Origin of the sequence: Candidatus Protofrankia datiscae, assembly GCF_000177615.2 — a bacterium.
In the GTDB taxonomy this organism is placed as follows: Bacteria; Actinomycetota; Actinomycetes; order Frankiales; family Frankiaceae; genus Protofrankia; species Protofrankia coriariae.
On sequence record NC_015656.1, the window covers coordinates 3,354,660 to 3,373,294 of the forward strand.

An 18,635-nucleotide genomic window follows, 5' to 3' on the forward strand; every position below is an offset into this window, starting at 1 on the left:
GTGGCACCCGGTCGGCTCGACGCCGTGGACGTCACGCTCACCCGGTTGGAGGCGAGCAGCGCGACGCTGGCCCGCTCGCTGCTCGACCTGGACGCGCGGGCTGCCCGCGTGCTGCCGGCCCCGGCTGCCACGGCGAGCGCGCCGGGCAGCCAGACCGCGATGTACGCCGGCCGGGCGCGCGACCGGCTGGACTGGTTATGGGACCGGTTCACCACGCTGTCCGAGGTGCTGACCAGGGCACGGACGCTACGCACCGGCGGGCCGCGACCGCGCAGGACGGAGGAACTCGAAGCCCTGCTGCACCGGGCGTCGGTGCCGCGCAAACCGCCCCCACCACACGCCGACCCAGCCGCCGCGGGCGGTGGCGTGGACGATGGCGATGGCGATGGCGGTGGCGTGGGCGCGGGCGGCCCCGTCGGTGCTGTGGCCGGCATCTCGATCCATCCCGAGGAGCTGCTGGTCGGCACCGCCGAGACGGTGGCCGCCGCGAACGCCGACCTCGACCTGCTCGAGACCGCCCGGTCCGGCAGCCTCGCGACGCTGGCCGCCGCCGAGCGCGAACTCGCCGAGCTGACGGCGGCGCTCCAGCGGATCGGGCTGGGCTCCGGCTCCGTCGCCGAGCTGGCAGCCGCCAGGACGAGCGTGTCGTCGCTGGCGGCGAGCGTCGCCAGCGACCCGATGGCGGTGACGCCGGCCGAACCGGCCGAGACTGCCGACCGGGTCCGCCTGGCCCGCGACGCCGTCGACGAACTGTGCCGGCAACACGACTCGCTGCCCGACGAGCTGCGCGCGGCCAGCGAGCTGCTCGCCGAGATCGTCTCGGCTGCCGCCGCGGCCGAGCGGGCGACGGCGACCGTCGTCACGCGGGTGACCGGTACCGACACCGGCCTGCTGCGGCTGGCGGACGGCTGGCTGGACGACCCACAGCGGGGCCTGCGCCCGTGGCTGGAACGTCTCGACCGCCGTCAGGCCACCGGCGACTGGCTGCGGGCCAGCCGCGGGCTCACCGCCTGGCGCGGTGTCGCCACCTCGGCGCTGGCCACCGCCCGGCGAGCCGCCGAGGTGAACGCCGCACCGCTGAACCGACGCGGCGAGCTGCGCGGGCTGCTGCGCGCGCTGCACGCGAAGGCGGTACGCCACGGCGTGGCGGAGGCGCCGGATCTCGATGTCGTCTTCCAGCGAGCGCGGGAGACGCTCTACACCTCGCCGGTCGATCTCGACGCGGCCACCGAGCTTGTGATGTCGTACGCCGCGAAACTGGTCGGCCACACCGACCTCGAGGAGCCGACGCGATGAGACAGCAGTCGAGCCCGACGGCGTCGTCCGCCGGGCTCCGGTGCCAGGAGCCGGGATGCGGCGGCACAGTCCAGCCGGACGGGTTCTGCGACGAGTGCGGGACCGCTCCCTCCCCCGCCTCGGCGCCCGGCACGCCAGGATCCGGGCCGTCCGTCCTGTCGGCGTCCTCCCTGTCGGCGTCGTCGCGGCAGCAGCCGTCGCCCCAGGCCCCGGTGTCGTCGAGCTCCACCCCGTCGCTGGCCTCGTCCCGCGCCTCGCGGGCCGGCCGGACCAGGGGCTCGAAGCCGGCCAGGCCGTCGGTGCGCCGGCTCGGCGCCGGGCTGGTGCAGGTGCCCGAGACAACCATGCCGGACCCGGCCCTGCTGGTACAGGCCAACCCGGTGGTGCCCGAGAACAAGCGGTTCTGCCACAGGTGCGAGAAGCCGGTGGGGCGCAGTCGGCAGGGGCGGCCGGGCCGCACGACCGGCTTCTGCGCCCACTGCCAGCAGCCGTTCTCGTTCGCCTCGGGGTTGCGCCCTGGCGACAGGATCGGCCCCCCGGTGAGCTCCAGCGACAGGACCCCCCGCTACGAGGTGATGGGCGCGATCGCCCACGGCGGCCAGGGCTGGATCTACCTGGCCCTCGACCACAGCGTGGAGGGCCTGCGGGTCGTGCTCAAGGGGCTGCTCGACGCCGGAGACGCCGGCGCCCGCGCCGCCGCCATCGCCGAGCGGCGCTTCCTCGCGTCCGTCGACCACCCGACGATCGTCAAGATCCACACGTTCGTCGAGCACGCCGGGACCGGCTACATCGTGATGGAGTATGTCGGCGGGACGTCACTGCGCGAGCTGCTCAAACGGCGCCGCGCGGCGCGCGGCCAGCCGGACCCGCTGCCAGTGGCCGAGGCGATCTCCTACCTGCTCGCGGTGCTGCCGGCGTTTGCCTACCTGCACCGCAACGGTCTGCTGTTCTGCGACTTCAAGCCGGACAACGTGATGCTCGGGCAGGACACCCTCAAGCTCATCGATCTCGGCGCGGTCCGCCGGGCCGACGACGTCAGCAGCGACGTCTACGGCACGCCGGGCTACCAGGCGCCGGAGGTCGGCGACCAGTTCCCGTCGGTCGCCTCCGACCTGTACACGCTGGGACGCACGTTGGCCGTGCTGATCCTGGACTTCCGTGGCAACACCTCCACGTACAAGCACTCGTTACCGCCGCCGGACGACCACCCGCCGCTGCGCCGCTACGACTCGCTGCACCGCTTCCTGCTGAAGGCCACCGCGTCCTCGCCGGACGACCGGTTCGCCAGCGCCGACGAGATGCACGACGAGTTGCTGGGCGTGCTGCGCGAGGTCGTGGCTGCCGAACGTGGCACGCCGGCACCCGCCCCGAGCCGGCGGTTCACCGGCGACACCCACCCGACCGGCGAGAACCCGGACGGCAGCCGAGCCGGGCCGGCCGCCTCGGTGCTGCCGGCGCTGCGGGTCGACCCCGACGATCCGGCCGCCAGCACGCTCGCCGCGCTGCCGGACGCCGACCCTGCCACCCTCGCCGAACTGCTGGCGGCGATCCAGCCGGTCACCGTCGAGGTGCGGCTGCGGCTGGCCCGCGCCCAGCTCGAAGCCGGCCGGTACGAACAGGCCCGCCGGACGCTCGACGCGATCGAGGACGAGGACCCGTGGGACTGGCGGGTCGGCTACTACCGCGGCCTGGTTGCGCTGGCCGACGGCGACGTCGCCACCGCGCGTGCCGAGTTCGACGGCGTCTACAGCGAGGCGCCGGGCGAGCTCGCACCCAAGCTCGCGCTGGCGCTCGCCGCCGAGGTCGACGGCGACACGCGCTACGCCGAGCGGATGTACGACGTGGTGTCGAGCACCGACGACTCGTTCACCAGCGCGGCGTTCGGGCTGGCCAGGGTGCGGACGGCGGCCGGGGACCGGCAGGGCGCCGCCGACGCCTACCGGCAGGTGCCACCGACGTCGGCGGCCTACCTCGACGCCCAGGTCAGACTTGCCCGGCTGTTGGGAACGGTGACGGCCGCCGGCTCGCCCGACGGAGCCGGGCTGATCGAGGCGTCGGCTATCCTCGGCCGGCTCGACCTGGACCCGGCCCGGCGCGTCGCGCTGGAACGTGACCTGCTGGCCGCCGCCGTCGACCTGGTGGGCTCCGGCGCCGTCGCGCCGGACGACACGGTGACGGTGGTCGGCCGAGCGCTGCACGGGGAGGACCTGCGGTTCGGGCTTGAGGCTGCCTACCGGGAGCTGGCGCGGCTGGCGCCCACCGTCGACGACCGCTACTTCTACGTCGACGAGGCGAACCGGATCCGGCCGAGGACTCTGACGTGAATCCGCGCCCGGACGTCGACGACGTCGTGACCGCCAGCCCGGTCACCGCGGACCCGGTCGACGACGACACCGTGGACGACCGCACCGTGGACGACGGCGCGATCCGGTGCCCACGGTGCGCCGCGGTGGCATTCGCCACCGACTCCTACTGCGAGGCGTGCGGCACCTTGCTGCGCGCCCCCGAGCCGTGCCAGAGCTGTGGCGCGGCCGAGTTCGACGGCGACGGCTTCTGCACGACCTGCGGGACGCACCGGGACCCCGGCGCGGCGGGTGCGCCCGGCCGACAACCGCCTCCCGACCGGGTCGAAACCGACCTCGGCCGGATCGCGGGGGTCAGCGACCGGGGTCTGGCGCACCGGGACAACGAGGACGGGATGGGCATGGCGCTGAAGCCGTGGCCGGTCGCCGTGGTCTGCGACGGTGTGTCGAGCGCGCCCGGCTCCGGCCCGGCGGCGCGGGCGGCGGCCACGGTCGCCGTCGAGTCGCTGGTCGCAGCCGCGGCCGCGGCAGCCGACGCCGGACGCGGGCCACTGGCCGCGGCCCCGCGGCAGGTTGGCGCGGACGCTCTGGTCACCGCCGCCGCGGCCGCCCAGCGGGCGGTGCTGGAGCAGCCGATCACCGCCCCCGACACCACGCCGGCGTGCACGTTCGTGGCCGCGGTCGTCGTCGACGGCGTGCTGTCCGTCGGCTGGCTCGGCGACAGCCGGGTGTACCTGCTCGGTGCCGACGGCCCGGTGCGGCTCACGGCCGACGACACGCTCGCCGCGCAGGCCGCACGCGCCGGTCTCATCCCGGCGGAGGCTGTCGAGACGGCGCCGGAAGCGCACACGATCACCCGTTGGCTCGGCCACGACAACGACGGCGACGTGGTCCCGCAGGTCGGTTCCACGCGGCTGACCGGTCCCGGCCGGGTGGTGGTGTGCAGCGACGGACTGTGGAACTACACCTCGGACCCGCGGCTGCTCGCCGCCCACGTGGCCTCGGCCGGCACCGGTGCGGCGCCGATCGACGTCGCCCGGCACCTGATCGACGTCGCCCTACGTGCCGGTGGACACGACAACGTCACCGTCGTCGTCCTTGATGTACCTGACGACCTCACACCTGGAGACTTCGATGGTCACGTTCAGCAGTGACGTCAGCCAGAACGAGTACCTGAGCGAGGGCGCCACCGATGTCCACGCGGTGGTGACGGTCAACGCGGTGGCGGACGAGGCCGGGGCCGGGGCTGTGCCCGGCGGCCCGACCGGCGCGGGCCAGGTCGGCGCGGGCCCCGGCACCGCGGAAGTGATCATCATAGACTCCTCCGGATCGATGGGCGGCAAGAAGATCATCGAAGCCCGGCAGGCGGCCGCCGTCGCGATCGACACGCTGCCCGACGGCGTGGCGTTCGCGGTGGTGTCGGGTGACAGCTCTGCCCGGGTCGTCTATCCGACGAGCGGAACCGGTCTCGCCGAGGCGTCGGCGGCGACCAGGTCGGCGGCGAAGGACGCGGTGCGCGGCGTCCAGGCGGACGGCGGCACAGCCATCGGTCAGTGGCTGACGCTGACCCGCTCGCTGATGACGACCCGGCCCGGCGCGGCCCGGCACGCCATCCTGCTCACCGACGGTCAGAACGGGGAGAGCGAGCAGGTCTTCGCCGCCGCGCTCGCCCAGTGCGAAGGCGTGTTCCAGTGCGACTGCCGAGGGGTGGGCGCCGACTGGAGGGTGTCCGAGCTGCGTCGGATCGCGAGCCTGCTGCTCGGTTCGGTGGAGCTGCTGCGGACTCCGGAACAGATGGCGGACGACTTCCGGGCGGTGGTCGCCGCGGCCACCGCCCGTGCCGTTCCCGACGTGACGTTACGGCTGTGGACGCCCAGGGGCGCGACCGTCCGGTTCCTGCGGCAGGTCTACCCCGAGGTCGACGACCTGACCGGCCGCGGCAGCGACGTCGACGAGCGGATCCGCGACTACCCGACCGGCGCCTGGGGCGCCGGCACCCGCGAATACCACCTGTGCGTCGACGTCGTGCCCGGCCCGGTCGGTACCAGGAAGCTCGCCGCCAGGGTGACCCTCGTCGCCGACGACACCAGGCTGTCCGAATCCCTCGTCCTCGCCGTCTGGACGGACGACGCCGACCTGTCGACCCGGATCAACGGCAAGGTCGCCCACTACACCGGCCAGGCGGAGCTGGCGCAGGTGATCCAGGAGGGCATCGAGGCGAGGACACGGGGCGACGAGGCCACCGCCGCCACCAAACTGGGCCGGGCGGCGCAGCTTGCCGCCGAGACCGACGACGAGGGCACGCTCAGACGTCTGGCCAGGGTGGTCGACATCGACGACCCGGCGACCGGGCAGGTACGCCTCAGGCGCAACATCGACGCGCTGGACGAGATGGACCTGGACGTGTCGTCCACCAAGACGGTGCCGGCGAAGCGATGAGCGTCCGCTGTCAGGAAGGGCACCTGTCGCGGACCCACGACTGGTGCGACCAGTGCGGCATCCCGATCGCCGCCGAGTCGCCGCCGCCAAAGCCGGGCGTCGTCCTCTACGAGCCGGGACCGTCGCAACCGGCCGACGCGGCGGCACAGCCGACCGGATCCGTGCCCGGTGTGCGCGACCCCTCAGGACGGTGACGACCGTTTCTGCGAGACCTGCGGCTACGACTTCGTCACAGGCACGCCGGCCGCCCCGCCCGCGGCCGTACCCGTGGCGGTGTCAGACCCCCAGCAGCCAGATCTTCACCCGGTGCCGGACGGCCCGGCGACCGGCGGCCCCGTGACGTCGCTGCCGGCGCCGGGCAACGCGCCGAGCGGCTGGGAGGCGGAGGTCGCGCCGGACTGGGCGTTCTTCGACCGCGGTTCGGAGGAGGGCGTGTCGTTTCCGGCGACCGTCGTCACCCGCGTGCTCGAACTGCGCGGCTCGCGCTCGCTCATCGGCCGGCAGAGCCGTTCCCGCGGCTACTACCCTGACGTCGACCTGTCGGTGGCGCCCGAGGACAGAGGAGTCTCGCGCACCCACGCGATGCTCGACCACCCGCCGGACGGCATGCTGACCGTCACCGACCTGGGATCGTCCAACGGCACCTACCTCGATGACGAACCGGCGCCGCTGGCCCGCGGCGTGGCCATCCCGCTGCATGACGGATCACGCATCTACGTCGGCTCGTGGACCCGCATCACGATCCGGCGCCGATAGGCACGCTTCCCTCGTCACAGCGGTGGCGAGGAACCACATGGTGGCGAGGAACCACGGGATGCCGTCCCACACCTGTACGGCCCGGACGACGAAAAGCACGTCATCGCGACGGCCACCGCCGGAGCAGTGAAGATCGCGTCAGCGTACCCGGCGACACACTCGCGCCGATCTTCTCCGGGGCATGGCCTCCCTGTCACGGGCCGCCGGTGCCGGCCGCCCACGAGGCGTGCAGGCGCTGGTACACGCCGGGGAGCGCGACCAGCTCCGCGTGGGTGTCCTGTTGGACGATCCGGCCGGCGTCGACGACGACGAGGTCCGCGGACTCGGCCGTGGACAGCCGGTGGGCGATCGTGACCGACGTCCGCCCACGGGTGATCTCGCGCAGCGCACCGGCCAGCCGCACCTCGGTCGCCGGATCCACCGCCGACGTCGCCTCGTCGAGGACGAGCAGGTCCGGAGCGGCAACCTGGGCGCGGGCGAGCGCCACCAGCTGGCGCTCGCCCGCGGCCAGCAGGCCGCCGCGCTCACCGACGCGGGTCCGCACACCGTCGGTGAACCCGCTGATCCAGTCGGCGAGCCCCAGCGCGTCGAACGCGCCCATGACATCACTGTCAGTGGTATCCGGGCGTCCGTAGCGGACGTTGTCGGCGATGCTCGCGTCGAAGAGGAACCCCTCCTGCGGGAGCATCACGACCCGCCGGCGCAGCGCGGCGAACCGCACCCGCGCCAGCGGCACCCCGGCGACGAGCACCTGGCCGGCGGTCGGATCCGTCAGGCGGACGAGCAGCCTGGCGAGCGTGGTCTTGCCCGACCCGGTCTCGCCGACCACCGCGACCCGGCTGCCGGCCGCGATCCACAGGTCGACGCCGCACAGCACGGGCGGACCGCCCGGATAGGCGAACGAGACCCGCTCGAAGCACACCGACAGCGGGCCGGCGGGCAGCTGACGCCCGTCCGGGCCGGGGTCGGGCACGTCGCGGGGGGTGTCCAGCACGTCCAGGACGCGGTGCAGGCCGGCGAGGGCGCCCGCGCCCTCGTTGAGCATCTCGGTCAGCGTCTGCAACGGCACCACGAACAGCGTCACCAGGAAGAGGAAGGCCACCAGCCGCCCGGCGCTGAGATGGCTGCCCACCCCGAGCAGCACCCCGCCGACCACCACCGCGCCGGTGGCGCCCGCCGCCACCAGCTCCCCGGCGGAGAAGACCATGGCGACCAGGCGCTGCGCGGCCGTCTGCGCCGAGCGGTACCGGTCGACGGCGGTGTCCACCCGGGCCGCCGTACGCGCCTGGACACCGTAGGCGCGCACCACCGCCGCGCCGACCACCGACTCCGAGATCGCACCCAGCATGTCCCCGACCCGTTCCCGCACGGTCAGGTACCGCCTGGCGACCCGCGGCTGGAAGCGCCACACCACCACGGCCATCGGGACGAAACAGGCGTATACGACGATGGTCAGCGGCCAGGAGTACACCGCCATCAGCGCGGTCGCGATCATCATCTGCCCGGCGGAGAGCAGCAGCACCATGCCGCCGAACTGCAGGAACTGCGACATCTGGTCGACGTCGCTGGTCACCCGGGAGGTCAGCGTCCCGCGCCGCTGCCGCGCCTGGGCCAGCACGGACATCTCGTGGATGTGCCGGAACGCCCGCACCCGCATGGTCGCCAGGGCCGCCTCCGACGCCCGGTACAGCCGGACGTTCATCCGGTAGGCCGCCAGCGCCGTCACCACGATCGCCACGGCCGCGGCCACCACCGCGTGGCGCACCACGGCAGGGTCCGGCCGGCCGGCCAGCAGGCCACGGTGGACGGTCTGCTGAACGGCGATCGGGATCACCACCCGTCCCACGGTCGCGACCGCGGCAAGGGCCAGCGTCACGGGCAGGCCGGCGGTGAGCTCCGGCGCGAGCCGGCGGATCCGGCCCACCGTGGCCCACAGCGACTCCCGGGACCGCGGGGGCGGGGCCGCTGTCCGCGCCTGCGCCGGGGCCCGCGCCGGATCACCGCCCGGATCCCAGCCCGGATCACCGCCCGAATCACGAGGTGTGGGCACGACGGCGGCGCTCACCACGCCAGCCCGACGTCACCAACCGTGCCCGCCCGTGCCGCTGACCGGTGCGCGCTCATCGCGGCAGCCCCGCGTCCTCGGACCGGCCGCCGTCCACATCCGCCAGGTCATACGCGGACAGCAACGCCGCGTAACCAGGCGTGGTGACCATCAGTTCACGATGGCTGCCGCGCCCGGCGACCCGTCCCCGTTCCAGGTAGACGACGTCGTCGGCGAGCTCGATCGTCGCCCGCCGGTGCGCGACGACAACCACCGTGGACGCGCCCGCCCGCGCCCGTAGACCCGCGATGATCGCCGACTCGACCCGCGGGTCGACGCTGGACGTCGCGTCGTCGAGCACCAGCAGGCGGGGCCGGCGGACCAGCGCGCGGGCCAGCGCGATCCGCTGCCGCTGACCACCCGAGAGCGTCGTGCCCCGCTCTCCGACCTGCGTGTCCAGCCCGGCGGGCAGCGCGGCGACGAAACGGTCCGCCTGGGCCCGGGCGAGCGCGTCCCGGACCGCCTCGTCGTCCACCGCGAGGCCGAGGGTGACGTTGGCGCGGACGGTGTCGTCGAACAGGAACGCCTGCTGGGGGACGAGGGCCGCCACCGCGGCGACCTCGTCGCGCGCGAGCTCCGCCAGGTCGACCCCGTCCACCCGGACCGTTCCGGTGTCGGGGTCGTACAGCCTGACCAGCAGGCCGGCCAGCGTCGACTTGCCCGCGCCGGTCCGCCCCACCAGCGCCACCACCCGGCCCGCCGGCACCTCGAAGCTCACCTTCTCCAGCGCCGGACGCTCCAGCGCCGGACGCCGCGCGAACGGCCGCGGATAGGCGTAGGAGACGGCGTCCACCGCCAGCGCCACCGGCGCGCGCCCCGGCACGGCCGTCGAGCCGAAACACTGGTCGTCGCGCGCCCGCAGCACCGTGCTCACCCGGCGGTGACCGACAACCGACCTGGGCAGCTCGCCGAACACCCAGCCGATCGCCCGCAGCGGGAAGGCCAGCAGCGTGAACAGGTAGGCGACCCGCACCAGCTCCCCGACCTCCAGGCTGCCCGCGGAGATCCGGGCCGTCCCGACCAGCAGGACGACCAGCACGCCGATGTTGGGCAACGCGTCCATCACCGGGTCGAACAGCCCCCGGACCTGCCCGGCGCGCACCATCGCCGCGCGCAGCTCGTCCGCCTTGCGGGCGAACCGGGTCGTCTCGTCGGCCTCCCGGCCCATCGTCTTGACCACCAGCGCGCCGTCGAAGGACTCGTGCGCGAGCCCGCTGACCTCCGCCCGCAGCTGCTGGGCGCGGGCGAGCAGCGGGGAGATCTTCCGGCCATCGATGATGTTGACAGCGCCGAAGGCCGGGAAGACGACACATCCCACACCGGCGAGCAACGGGTCGGTGACGATCAGCACCACCAGGGCGAAGACCAGCGTACCCAGCACCCCCACCGCGAACGGCAGCGGGAGGACCGGCGCCCAGCTCGCCTCGACGTCGGCATTCGCGTTCGACAGCAACAGGCCGGTCGGATGGCGCTGGTGCCAGGACAGCGGCAGCCGCAGGTACTGCCGGATGACGCGGCGACGATAGGCGGCCTGCAACCGGTAGGTCATCACGCCGCCGCCGAGCCGGCGTACGAACATCCCGACGGCCCGCCCCACCCCGACCGTGAACAGGACCGCCGCGGCCAGCACGAGGCCGCCGACACCGGCCCGGCCGGTCGCGAAGGACGGCAGCACGACCCTGTCGACGACCTCGCCGAGCACCACCGCGCTCGCCACCATCATGAAGCCGAACAGGCCGCTGCCGACGACCGCGACGACGAACGTACCCGGCTCGTCCCGGATCCCCGAACCGAGGATGGCCAGCCCCCGGCGGATGACGGCGGGTGAGCCCGCGGAAGGCGGCGCCCCCACCACGTCCGCGTCCGCCGTGTTCGTTGCCGGGGCATCCGCTTTCGGGGCAACGCCCACATGCGCGGACGCCGACGAGGGCGAGGGAGCCGCAGGCGCGGACACAGACGAGCGCGAGGGATCCGTGGGAGCGGAAGTCCTGGACGCCGGTGCTCTCGCGGCCGCCACCATGTCCGGTTCCGCGGCTGTCAGCGCCTTCGCGTGGCTCGGGGCTGCCTGCGCGTGGTTCGGGGCGTGTTCGGGCACGGTTCTCCCCTCCGCTGCTCACCACGGCCGCGCCGCTCACCGCTGGCCTGCTCACCGCTGACGCTGCGCTCACCACGGCAGCCGGCCCCGGTCGACACCGCCGGGACGCATTCACCTCGACGACGCCGCGCACCACAACGTCTTCTGCCGGCGCCACACTCTCCCGAAGTCATCACCCGCCGGAATCGCCACCCGACGCAATCATCGCCCGGCGGGTGACGTCCGGTCCATGCGCGCACAGCGCACACGACGACCCGTATACGACATCTGGCGTACGTCGGCTCGCATACGCCAGCTACTGTGCGCAACGGCTACCGCGTGGTGACTGACCCACATCGGCATCGTCCACCCGCGAGGTGTCCGGCAGACGGCCGTGAGCTGACGGGTGCCCAGCAAACATCCAGCAAACCGGTGCGCCCAGCGGGCTGGCCCGCTCAGCGAAACGCCGCGCCCGGGATCGCCGTCCCCAACGGCACGATCTGCCCGCTGACGGACCCGGGGCGTTCAGCGCGCCGCCGCGCCCGGCCGGACCGGCGCGTTCAGCGGACCGGCACCGCGGCGGCGCGCAGCGCGTCCTTGACCGCGCCGATACGCAGGTCACCGAAATGGAAAACGCTCGCGGCGAGCACCGCGTCGGCGCCGGCGGCGACCGCCGGGGCGAAGTCCGCCAGCCGTCCCGCCCCGCCGCTGGCGATGACGGGCACGTCCACGACCGCGCGCACCGCGGCGATCATCTCCAGGTCGTAGCCGTCCCTGGTCCCGTCGGCGTCCATCGAGTTGAGCAGGATCTCCCCGGCGCCGAGCTTCACCGCCCGCGCCGCCCAGGCGACCGCGTCGATGCCCGTGCCGGTACGGCCGCCGTGGGTCGTCACCTCGAACCGGGGCGTGCCGTGGCCCGAGGTGCCCACCGAGTCCGAGGTGCCCACCGAGTCCGGGGAGCCCGGGGAGCCCGGGGCTCGGGTCCGGCGGGCGTCCACCGACAGCACGATGCACTGGCTGCCGAACCGCAGCGCGCACTCGCGGACCAGCTCCGGACGGGCGACCGCGGCGGTGTTGATGCCGACCTTGTCGGCGCCGGCGCGCAGCAACCGGTCGACATCATCGACCGTGCGTACGCCGCCACCGACCGTCAGCGGGATGAAGACCTGTTCGGCGGTACGCCGGACCACGTCGTAGGTGGTCTCACGGTTCCCGCTGGACGCGGTGATGTCGAGGAAGGTCAGCTCGTCGGCGCCCTCGGCGTCGTAGAGCTTCGCCATCTCCACCGGGTCGCCGGCGTCCCGCAGGTCGGTGAAGTTCACACCCTTGACCACCCGGCCGGCGTCGACGTCCAGACACGGGATCACCCGGACGGCGACGGTCACCGGACTCGCGCGGGCCCGCCGGCGGCGGCCGCCAGCGCCTCCGGCAGGGTGAACGCCCCCGCGTAGAGCGCCTTGCCGACGATGGCGCCCTCGACGCCCGGCACGCCCGCGATGGCCACCAGGTCGTCCAGCGACGACACCCCGCCGCTGGCGACCACCGGCCGGGACGTGGCGGCGGTGACGGTACGCAGCAGGTCGAGGTTCGGCCCGGTGAGGGTGCCGTCCCGGTGGACGTCGGTGACCACATAGCGGGTGCAGCCGTCGGCGTCCAGCCGGGCGAGGACGTCGAACAACTCGCCGCCGTCACGGGTCCAGCCGCGGGCGGACAGGGTGGTGCCGCGGACGTCGAGGCCGACGGCGATCCGGTCGCCGACCCGGTCGATCGCCGCGCGCACCCAGTCGGGGTTCTCCAGCGCGGCCGTGCCGATGTTCACCCGGGCCGCACCGGTCGCCAGCGCCGCGTCCAGGGAGTCGTCGTCACGGATCCCGCCGGAGACCTCCACGGCCACGTCGACCGACCGCACCACCTCGGCGATCAGGTCACGGTTCGAACCCCGGCCGAAAGCCGCGTCGAGGTCGACGAGGTGAATCCACTCGGCGCCGTCGTGCTGCCAGGCCAGCGCGGCCTCGCGGGGATCGCCGTAGGAGGTCTCGGAACCGGCCCTGCCCTGGACGAGCCGGACGGCACGGCCGTCGGCGACGTCCACGGCAGGAAGAAGGATCAGCGCCACACCGCACACCCTACGGGCCCCCTGGCCGGCGGGTGTCCGGCGGTGCCGCCGGTGCGGGCGTCGCCGGCGCGGGTGGTGCCCGGCCGGGCTCGCGACAGCGGTCTGGCCGGTTACACCCGGTCTGGCCGATTACCGCAGTCTCCGGTTGCCGCAGCCCGGGTACCACAGCCCGGTTACTGCAGTACGGCCACGAGGTCGAGGTCGATCGCCTGGTATCGGGCGACCGCACCCTTGCCCTTGCTGATGCCGAACGCGTGCCGGTCGGTCCGCGCGGTGGCCTGGAAGCGCACCTCGCCGTTGGTCGGCTCGGCCGCCGTGATGGTCAGTTCCACCGGGCGGGAGACCCGCTGCACCGTCAGGGTGCCGGAAAGGGTCCAGCTGCCCGAGGACTCCACGAGCCGTTCGGAGACGAAGGTGATGTCCGGGTAGGTCTCGACGTCCAGGAAGCCCGGCTCCCGCAGATGCCTGTCCCGGGTGCTGCTGGCGGTGTCCAGGCTGGTCGCGTCGACCACGGCACGCACGGTGGACTTGTCCAGCGGGTCGGCGACGACGATCGAACCCTCCCGGACGGCCAGGGCCCCGACCACCTTGAGCAGGCCGAACAGCCCACGCGTGGTGAAACGCACAGTGGACCGGGCCGGATCGACACGGTAGGCGCCCGCCCGGGGCGCGGTCACTCCCTGTGAGAATACTGTCCGTTCTGTCATGCTCTTCCTCCTTGACCGAGCTGGGCTCTGTGCCGGGCGGCGCCGGAGCGGCACGATCGCCGGTGGCGTGACGACATCGGTTTCGTCACGAACCGTTCGTACCTGGGTCCGAAACGGTCCACTGACATTCACGGAAAAATGACACTTGTCGAAAAATGTCAGAAACACGGCGACAGCCCAGCCCCAGCGCTCGTCACTGGAAGTAGCATCCTGTGGCCCGAACGGCACTCCTCCTCACCGGCACGATAAGCGACTGCCACTCCATCCGAAAGCTCCAGCCACGATCCGTGCCCACCGAGCGGCGCACCCACCACGGTCAGGTCGAAGAAGCACGGGCTCTTGGGACGAACCGGACCAGTTGTGCCGCATGCTTCCGTGGCCGGCGCCGCTGGCACTGCCCCGTTCGGGGCCCAACTGGCGCTGCCCCGTTCGGGGCCCAGATGGCACTGCCCCTGGTGGTGCGGCTGTTTCCGCACCGCGCCGGGCGCAATGTCCCGACCGGATCAGCCCTCGGCGAGAGATGCTTGTTGCGTCAGGCCAAGGGCCACCGGTCGGGCCGCGCGTCCCCGGGCAGAGGCGGGGATGCGTCGACCACCGGCGGATGAGGAGGACCGTGAACCCGTTCCGTTCCCTGTCCGTGCGCAACTTCCGGCTCTTCGCGTCCGGCCAGCTCCTGTCGGTCGCGGGGACGTGGATGATGGTCGTCGCCCAGGACTGGCTGGTGCTCGAGCTGACCGACGACTCCGCGAGCGCGCTCGGTATCGTGACCGCGCTGCAGTTCACTCCGTCGCTGCTGCTGACGCTGCTCGGCGGCCGGCTCGCCGACCGGTACGACAAACGGCTGCTGCTCACCGTCGCCAACCTCGCCTCCGGGATGCTGGCGCTCGGGCTCGCCGTGCTGGTGCTCACCGATGGTGTCGTGCTGTGGCACATCCAGCTGTTCGCGTTGGCGCTGGGCGTGGTGAACGCCGTCGAGATGCCGACCCGGCTGGCGTTCGTCAGTGAGATGGTCGGCCCCGAGTTGCTGCCGAACGCCTCGGCGCTGAGCGCCGCGTACTTCAACGTCGCCCGGGTGGCCGGGCCGGCGCTCGCCGGCCTGCTGATCGCCGCGTTCGGCACCGGCCCGGTGATGGTGGTCAACGCGGTGAGCTACCTGGGCACCGTGGTGGGCCTGCGCATGATGCGGCCCGCGGAGCTGCACCGGGTCACCCGGCCGGCCACGGGCACGCGGATTGTGGACGGGCTGCGTTACCTCGCGTCCCGGGAGGATCTGACGCTGCCGCTGGCGCTGGTCGCCGCCGTCGGCCTGTGCGCGATGAACTTCCAGCTCACGCTGCCGCTGCTGGCCAGGACGGTGTTCCACACCGACGCGGCGGCGTTCGGGCTGCTCACCACCGCGTTCGCCGCCGGTTCGCTGCTCTCGGCGCTGGTGACGACCGGGCGGCGCGGCCGGCCGGCGGCCGGGCTGGTGACCGGCGGGGCGTTCGGCCTCGGCCTGGTGATGACGCTGACCGGCTGGGCCCCGACGTTCGCGACCGCCGCGGTGGGCCTGTTCGCCACCGGCTTCGGGGCGATCTTCTTCGCCCAGGCCGCGAACCATCGCATCCAGCTGGGCAGCGATCCGACCTTCCGGGGACGGGTGATGTCCGTCTACACGACCATCATGATCGGATCGACCCCGCTCGGCTCCCTGTGGGTCGGCTTCCTCTCGGAACGGCTCGACGCCCGCGCCGGGCTGTGGTTCGGCGGCATCGTGACGATGATCGCCGCCGCCACCGTCCACGCCGTCTCCCAGCGCGCTCAGGCCCGCCAGGCATCCGAAACCCTCCAGGCCCCCCAGACCATCCAGCCCACCCCGCGCTGACAAACCACTGTGCCCTGTCCTCGCCAGCGCACCCACCCACGCCCGTGCCCTCAACGCCACTGACCCCTGACCCCCGCGCGCAGGGATGTCATATCGACGAAAACCGCTCACGACCGCGGCCGGCACCCGCCACCCGTAGGTAGAAAACGCTGTCCCGACGACGGTTTCCACCTACGGGTGCGGAAGCCGTAGGTGGAAACCGTCGCCGGGATGACGTTTTCCACCTACACCTCGGCCAGCACCCACCAGCCACAGGCAGAAACCACCGCCGTATCACCCCACTTCGTGGATCTCGCGGGAGGCCCAGACCCCCTCCCCGGATGCCGATGAACGATCTTGCATCACCGCAGGTCAACGGGGATAGAAACTGTGGTACCGCCTCCTGAAACCGCGGGGAAAAGGGCCGCGACCACTCGGGGAGACCGGTTGGCGTCGACCAGAACCCTCATGCGGGCTTGGCAAGCGGTAGCTCACGTTCACTCACCGCTGCCGCGGTGTACTCCAACGCGGCCAAAACGTCGACACGCTCAAGAGTAACTGGTCAGGTCTGGTAGATCGTTTGTTTTTGGTTTCCCGGCTGGCTGGGACTCCTCGATGGCCTGAAGGCCCGGGTCGTTGGTGCTGTGTGGTTGATCGGGCCGTAGGGTCCGGGTGTGTCGGATGGTCCGCCCGCGTCGCCGCCGGTGCCGTCGTATGACGAGCTCGCGGCGCTGGTGGTGAGTCTGCGGGCGCAGCTGGTCGAGACCGCTGCGGCGTTGGAACAGGCGCGGGTGCGGATCGCCGAGCTGGAAGCTCAGGTCGCGAAGAACTCGCGGAACTCGGCGAAGCCACCGAGTTCGGACGGGCTGGCGAAACCGCCACCGAAGTCGCTGCGGAAGAAGACCGGCCGCAGGCCCGGTGGGCAGGGCGGGCATCCGGGATCGACGCTGCGGATGCTCGCTGAGCCTGATGTGCGCCTGCGGCATGAGCCGGGGCCGTGTGCGGGGTGCGGGGCGGGGCTTGCGGGCCGGCCTGTGACCCGGACCGAACGGCGGCAGGTGTTCGACCTGCCCGAACTACGTCCGCATGTGGTCGAACATCAGCTCATCGAGCGGGAGTGCGGCTGCGGGACGCGGACGAAGGCGGCGGCACCGGCCGGGGTGGACGCGCCGGTGCAGTACGGGCCGCGGGTGGCCGCGGCGGTGGTCTACCTGTATTCCGGTCAGTTCCTGTCGCAGGAGCGGACCGCGACCGCGCTGGCCGAGCTGGTTGGGATCCCGATCTCGGCGGGCACGGTCGGTGCGATGACCGCCCGTGCCGCCGCCGGACTCGACGGCTTCCGTGACACCGTCCGGGGTCTGCTGGCCGCCGCCGACGTGATCGGGGCCGATGAGACGGGGCTGCGGGTCGCCGGGAAACTGCACTGGGTGCACTGCGCCCGCACCGACAAGTACACGCTGATCGACTGCCATGCCACCCGCGGCAGCGGCGGGATCGACGCCCTCGGGGTGCTTCCCGCCTTCGGTGGGGTGGTGGTCCACGACGCCTGGGCCCCCTACGACAGCTACACCGGCGCCACCCACCAGCTGTGCGTCGCTCACGTGCTGCGCGAACTACAGGCCGTCGTCGACGCGGCCCCGACGGGAACCTGGTGCTGGGCCGCCCAGGCAGGCGACGCGCTCGTCGCCCTGCACCGCCTCGCCGTCGACGCCGCCACTACCGGCGTCACCATCGACGAGCAGGCACCGGCCACCCAGACCCGGCAGCTGCGCCACGCCGCTCACATCGGGATCAGCCAGACCTCGCCGCGCGGCACGAAACTCATGGCCGCCCGCCATGCCCTGGCCTGCCGGCTCGTCGACCGCGAAGCCGACTACCTTCGGTTCACCCGCGACTGGCGGGTTCCCGCGGACAACAACGGCTCCGAACGCGACATCCGCATGATCAAACTACGGCAGAAGGTATCCGGCTGCCTACGCACGCTCACCGGCGCCCGCCAGTTCTGCGCGATCCGCAGCTACCTGTCCACCGCCACCAAACACGGCATCAGCCTGTTCGACGCTCTCGTCCAACTTGCCGAGGGCCGTCCCTGGATGCCCGCGATCAGCTAACTCAAGATCAAAAACTACCTGACTAGTAGACTGTCGCCGCTAATGTGTGGGGTATAGGTGGCGGAGTTTGGTGCGGGCGTCATCGGTGGTGAAGTGCCAGTTGACTTGGCGCTGGTTGGCGTTGACGGCTGTCTGCCAGGCGTCGAGTTCGGTGTTCAGGACGTCGAGGGTGTCGATGCGGCGGTCGAGGCATTGGCGGGTCAGGGCGGCGAGTTCGATTTCGGCGATGTTGAGCCAGGAGCCGTGTTTGGGGGTGTGGTGGATCTCGAGTCGTTGCGCGAGTGCGAACGCGACGGCCGGGTCGAAGGCCTCGTAGAGCGAGGAGATGTCGTGGGTGTTGAGGTTGTCCATGACCAGCACGACCCGTTCGGCGTCGGGGTAGTCGAGGGTGAGCAGGCGCCTGACGTGGTGTGCCCAGTCGATCCTGGTGCGCCGTGGGGTGGCCTGGACGCGGCGCCAGCCGGCGAGTGGCTCGACCCAGCAGAAGATCGAGCAGGTTCCGTGGCGCACGTACTCGGAGTCCTCTGGAGTGATCCCGCTTCCGTGGACAGCGAACCTGAGGTTCGCTGTCCATAGGGAAGGAGCGTCATGGGGTCAGCTCGCCGGAAGTTCACCCAGGAGTACAAATCCGAGGCAGTAAGGTTGGTGCTCGACTCGGGCCGGTCGGTGACCGAGGTCGCGAAGAGTCTGGGTATCCACGAGACCACGTTGGGAAACTGGGTGAAGAAGGCGAAGGAGAACGGCGAGACCGAGGAGCGGCCGCTGTCGGTGTCGGAGCGCGCGGAACTTGAGGAGCTCCGGAAGAAGTACGCGCAGGCGCAGATGGACATCGCCTTCCTAAAAAAAGCGGCGAGCTTCTTCGCGAGCGAGCAGAAGTAAAGTTCGA

Annotated in this window: 14 protein-coding genes and 1 pseudogene; 9 read left to right on the top strand and 6 right to left on the bottom strand. The window is 72.4% G+C overall.

Annotation, left to right across the window (positions count from 1 at the left end; translation table 11 throughout):
- Genes FSYMDG_RS13945 through FSYMDG_RS13965 form a run of 6 tightly spaced genes read left to right on the top strand, consistent with a single transcriptional unit; the run spans position 1 to position 6,794 of the window.
- Entirely contained in the window at positions 1-1,296 is a 1,296-nt protein-coding gene (locus FSYMDG_RS13945; RefSeq protein WP_013874067.1) for a hypothetical protein, read from the top strand.
- Positions 1,293-3,620, top strand: coding sequence for a serine/threonine-protein kinase (locus FSYMDG_RS13950; protein ID WP_013874068.1), 2,328 nt, complete (start codon positions 1,293-1,295; stop codon positions 3,618-3,620). The genes FSYMDG_RS13945 and FSYMDG_RS13950 overlap by 4 nt, the downstream gene beginning before the upstream one ends.
- Positions 3,617-4,753 carry a PP2C family serine/threonine-protein phosphatase gene (locus FSYMDG_RS13955; protein ID WP_013874069.1) on the top strand — a complete coding sequence of 379 codons (1,137 nt, stop codon included), beginning with the start codon at positions 3,617-3,619 and terminating at the stop codon, positions 4,751-4,753. Before FSYMDG_RS13950 ends, FSYMDG_RS13955 begins: the two co-directional genes overlap by 4 nt.
- Complete coding sequence (locus FSYMDG_RS13960; RefSeq protein WP_013874070.1) at positions 4,734-6,038, top strand: VWA domain-containing protein; 1,305 nt, start codon at positions 4,734-4,736, stop codon at positions 6,036-6,038. The genes FSYMDG_RS13955 and FSYMDG_RS13960 overlap by 20 nt, the downstream gene beginning before the upstream one ends.
- A complete protein-coding gene (locus FSYMDG_RS26285; protein WP_013874071.1) occupies positions 6,035-6,232 on the top strand; it encodes a hypothetical protein in 198 nt (65 codons plus the stop codon). Before FSYMDG_RS13960 ends, FSYMDG_RS26285 begins: the two co-directional genes overlap by 4 nt.
- Positions 6,207-6,794 (top strand): FHA domain-containing protein, encoded by a 588-nt coding sequence (locus FSYMDG_RS13965; RefSeq protein WP_013874072.1) that lies wholly within the window; start codon positions 6,207-6,209, stop codon positions 6,792-6,794. The genes FSYMDG_RS26285 and FSYMDG_RS13965 overlap by 26 nt, the downstream gene beginning before the upstream one ends.
- Positions 6,795-6,987: 193 nt before the next feature.
- On the opposite strand, the gene FSYMDG_RS13970 is transcribed toward FSYMDG_RS13965, so the two are convergent.
- The 5 genes from FSYMDG_RS13970 to FSYMDG_RS13990 all read right to left on the bottom strand — a co-directional run bounded on the left by FSYMDG_RS13970 (position 6,988) and on the right by FSYMDG_RS13990 (position 13,795).
- Entirely contained in the window at positions 6,988-8,844 is a 1,857-nt protein-coding gene (locus FSYMDG_RS13970) for an ABC transporter ATP-binding protein (RefSeq protein WP_131774004.1), read from the bottom strand.
- A 70-nt stretch (positions 8,845-8,914) separates the two neighbouring features.
- Positions 8,915-10,918, bottom strand: coding sequence for an ABC transporter ATP-binding protein (locus tag FSYMDG_RS13975; RefSeq protein ID WP_131772599.1), 2,004 nt, complete (start codon positions 10,916-10,918; stop codon positions 8,915-8,917).
- A 614-nt stretch (positions 10,919-11,532) separates the two neighbouring features.
- Positions 11,533-12,357 carry an imidazole glycerol phosphate synthase subunit HisF gene (hisF, locus tag FSYMDG_RS13980; RefSeq protein ID WP_013874075.1) on the bottom strand — a complete coding sequence of 275 codons (825 nt, stop codon included), beginning with the start codon at positions 12,355-12,357 and terminating at the stop codon, positions 11,533-11,535.
- Positions 12,354-13,088: a bifunctional 1-(5-phosphoribosyl)-5-((5-phosphoribosylamino)methylideneamino)imidazole-4-carboxamide isomerase/phosphoribosylanthranilate isomerase PriA gene (gene priA, locus FSYMDG_RS13985; protein WP_043603659.1), complete on the bottom strand. Its 735-nt coding sequence runs from the start codon at positions 13,086-13,088 to the stop codon at positions 12,354-12,356. The genes hisF and priA overlap by 4 nt, the downstream gene beginning before the upstream one ends.
- A gap of 173 nt (positions 13,089-13,261) precedes the next feature.
- Positions 13,262-13,795 (bottom strand): YceI family protein, encoded by a 534-nt coding sequence (locus FSYMDG_RS13990; RefSeq protein WP_013874077.1) that lies wholly within the window; start codon positions 13,793-13,795, stop codon positions 13,262-13,264.
- 601 nt (positions 13,796-14,396) lie between these two features.
- Between FSYMDG_RS13990 and FSYMDG_RS13995 the strand changes: the two genes are divergently transcribed.
- Both FSYMDG_RS13995 and tnpC read left to right on the top strand, forming a co-directional pair.
- Positions 14,397-15,659, top strand: coding sequence for an MFS transporter (locus FSYMDG_RS13995; RefSeq protein ID WP_083828285.1), 1,263 nt, complete (start codon positions 14,397-14,399; stop codon positions 15,657-15,659).
- Between the two features lie 653 nt (positions 15,660-16,312).
- Positions 16,313-17,749 (top strand): IS66 family transposase, encoded by a 1,437-nt coding sequence (gene tnpC, locus FSYMDG_RS14000; protein ID WP_013871651.1) that lies wholly within the window; start codon positions 16,313-16,315, stop codon positions 17,747-17,749.
- A gap of 39 nt (positions 17,750-17,788) precedes the next feature.
- On the opposite strand, the pseudogene FSYMDG_RS14005 reads toward tnpC, so the two are convergent.
- Positions 17,789-18,298 (bottom strand): annotated as a pseudogene (locus FSYMDG_RS14005) (transposase); the annotation flags it as partial.
- Positions 18,299-18,337: 39 nt separating this feature from the next.
- On the opposite strand from FSYMDG_RS14005, the gene FSYMDG_RS28575 reads away from it, so the two are divergent.
- The gene (locus FSYMDG_RS28575) at positions 18,338-18,628 is read left to right on the top strand and encodes a transposase (protein WP_043602641.1); all 291 of its coding nucleotides are present in this window, start codon (positions 18,338-18,340) and stop codon (positions 18,626-18,628) included.
- The last annotated feature ends 7 nt before the right edge of the window (positions 18,629-18,635 follow it).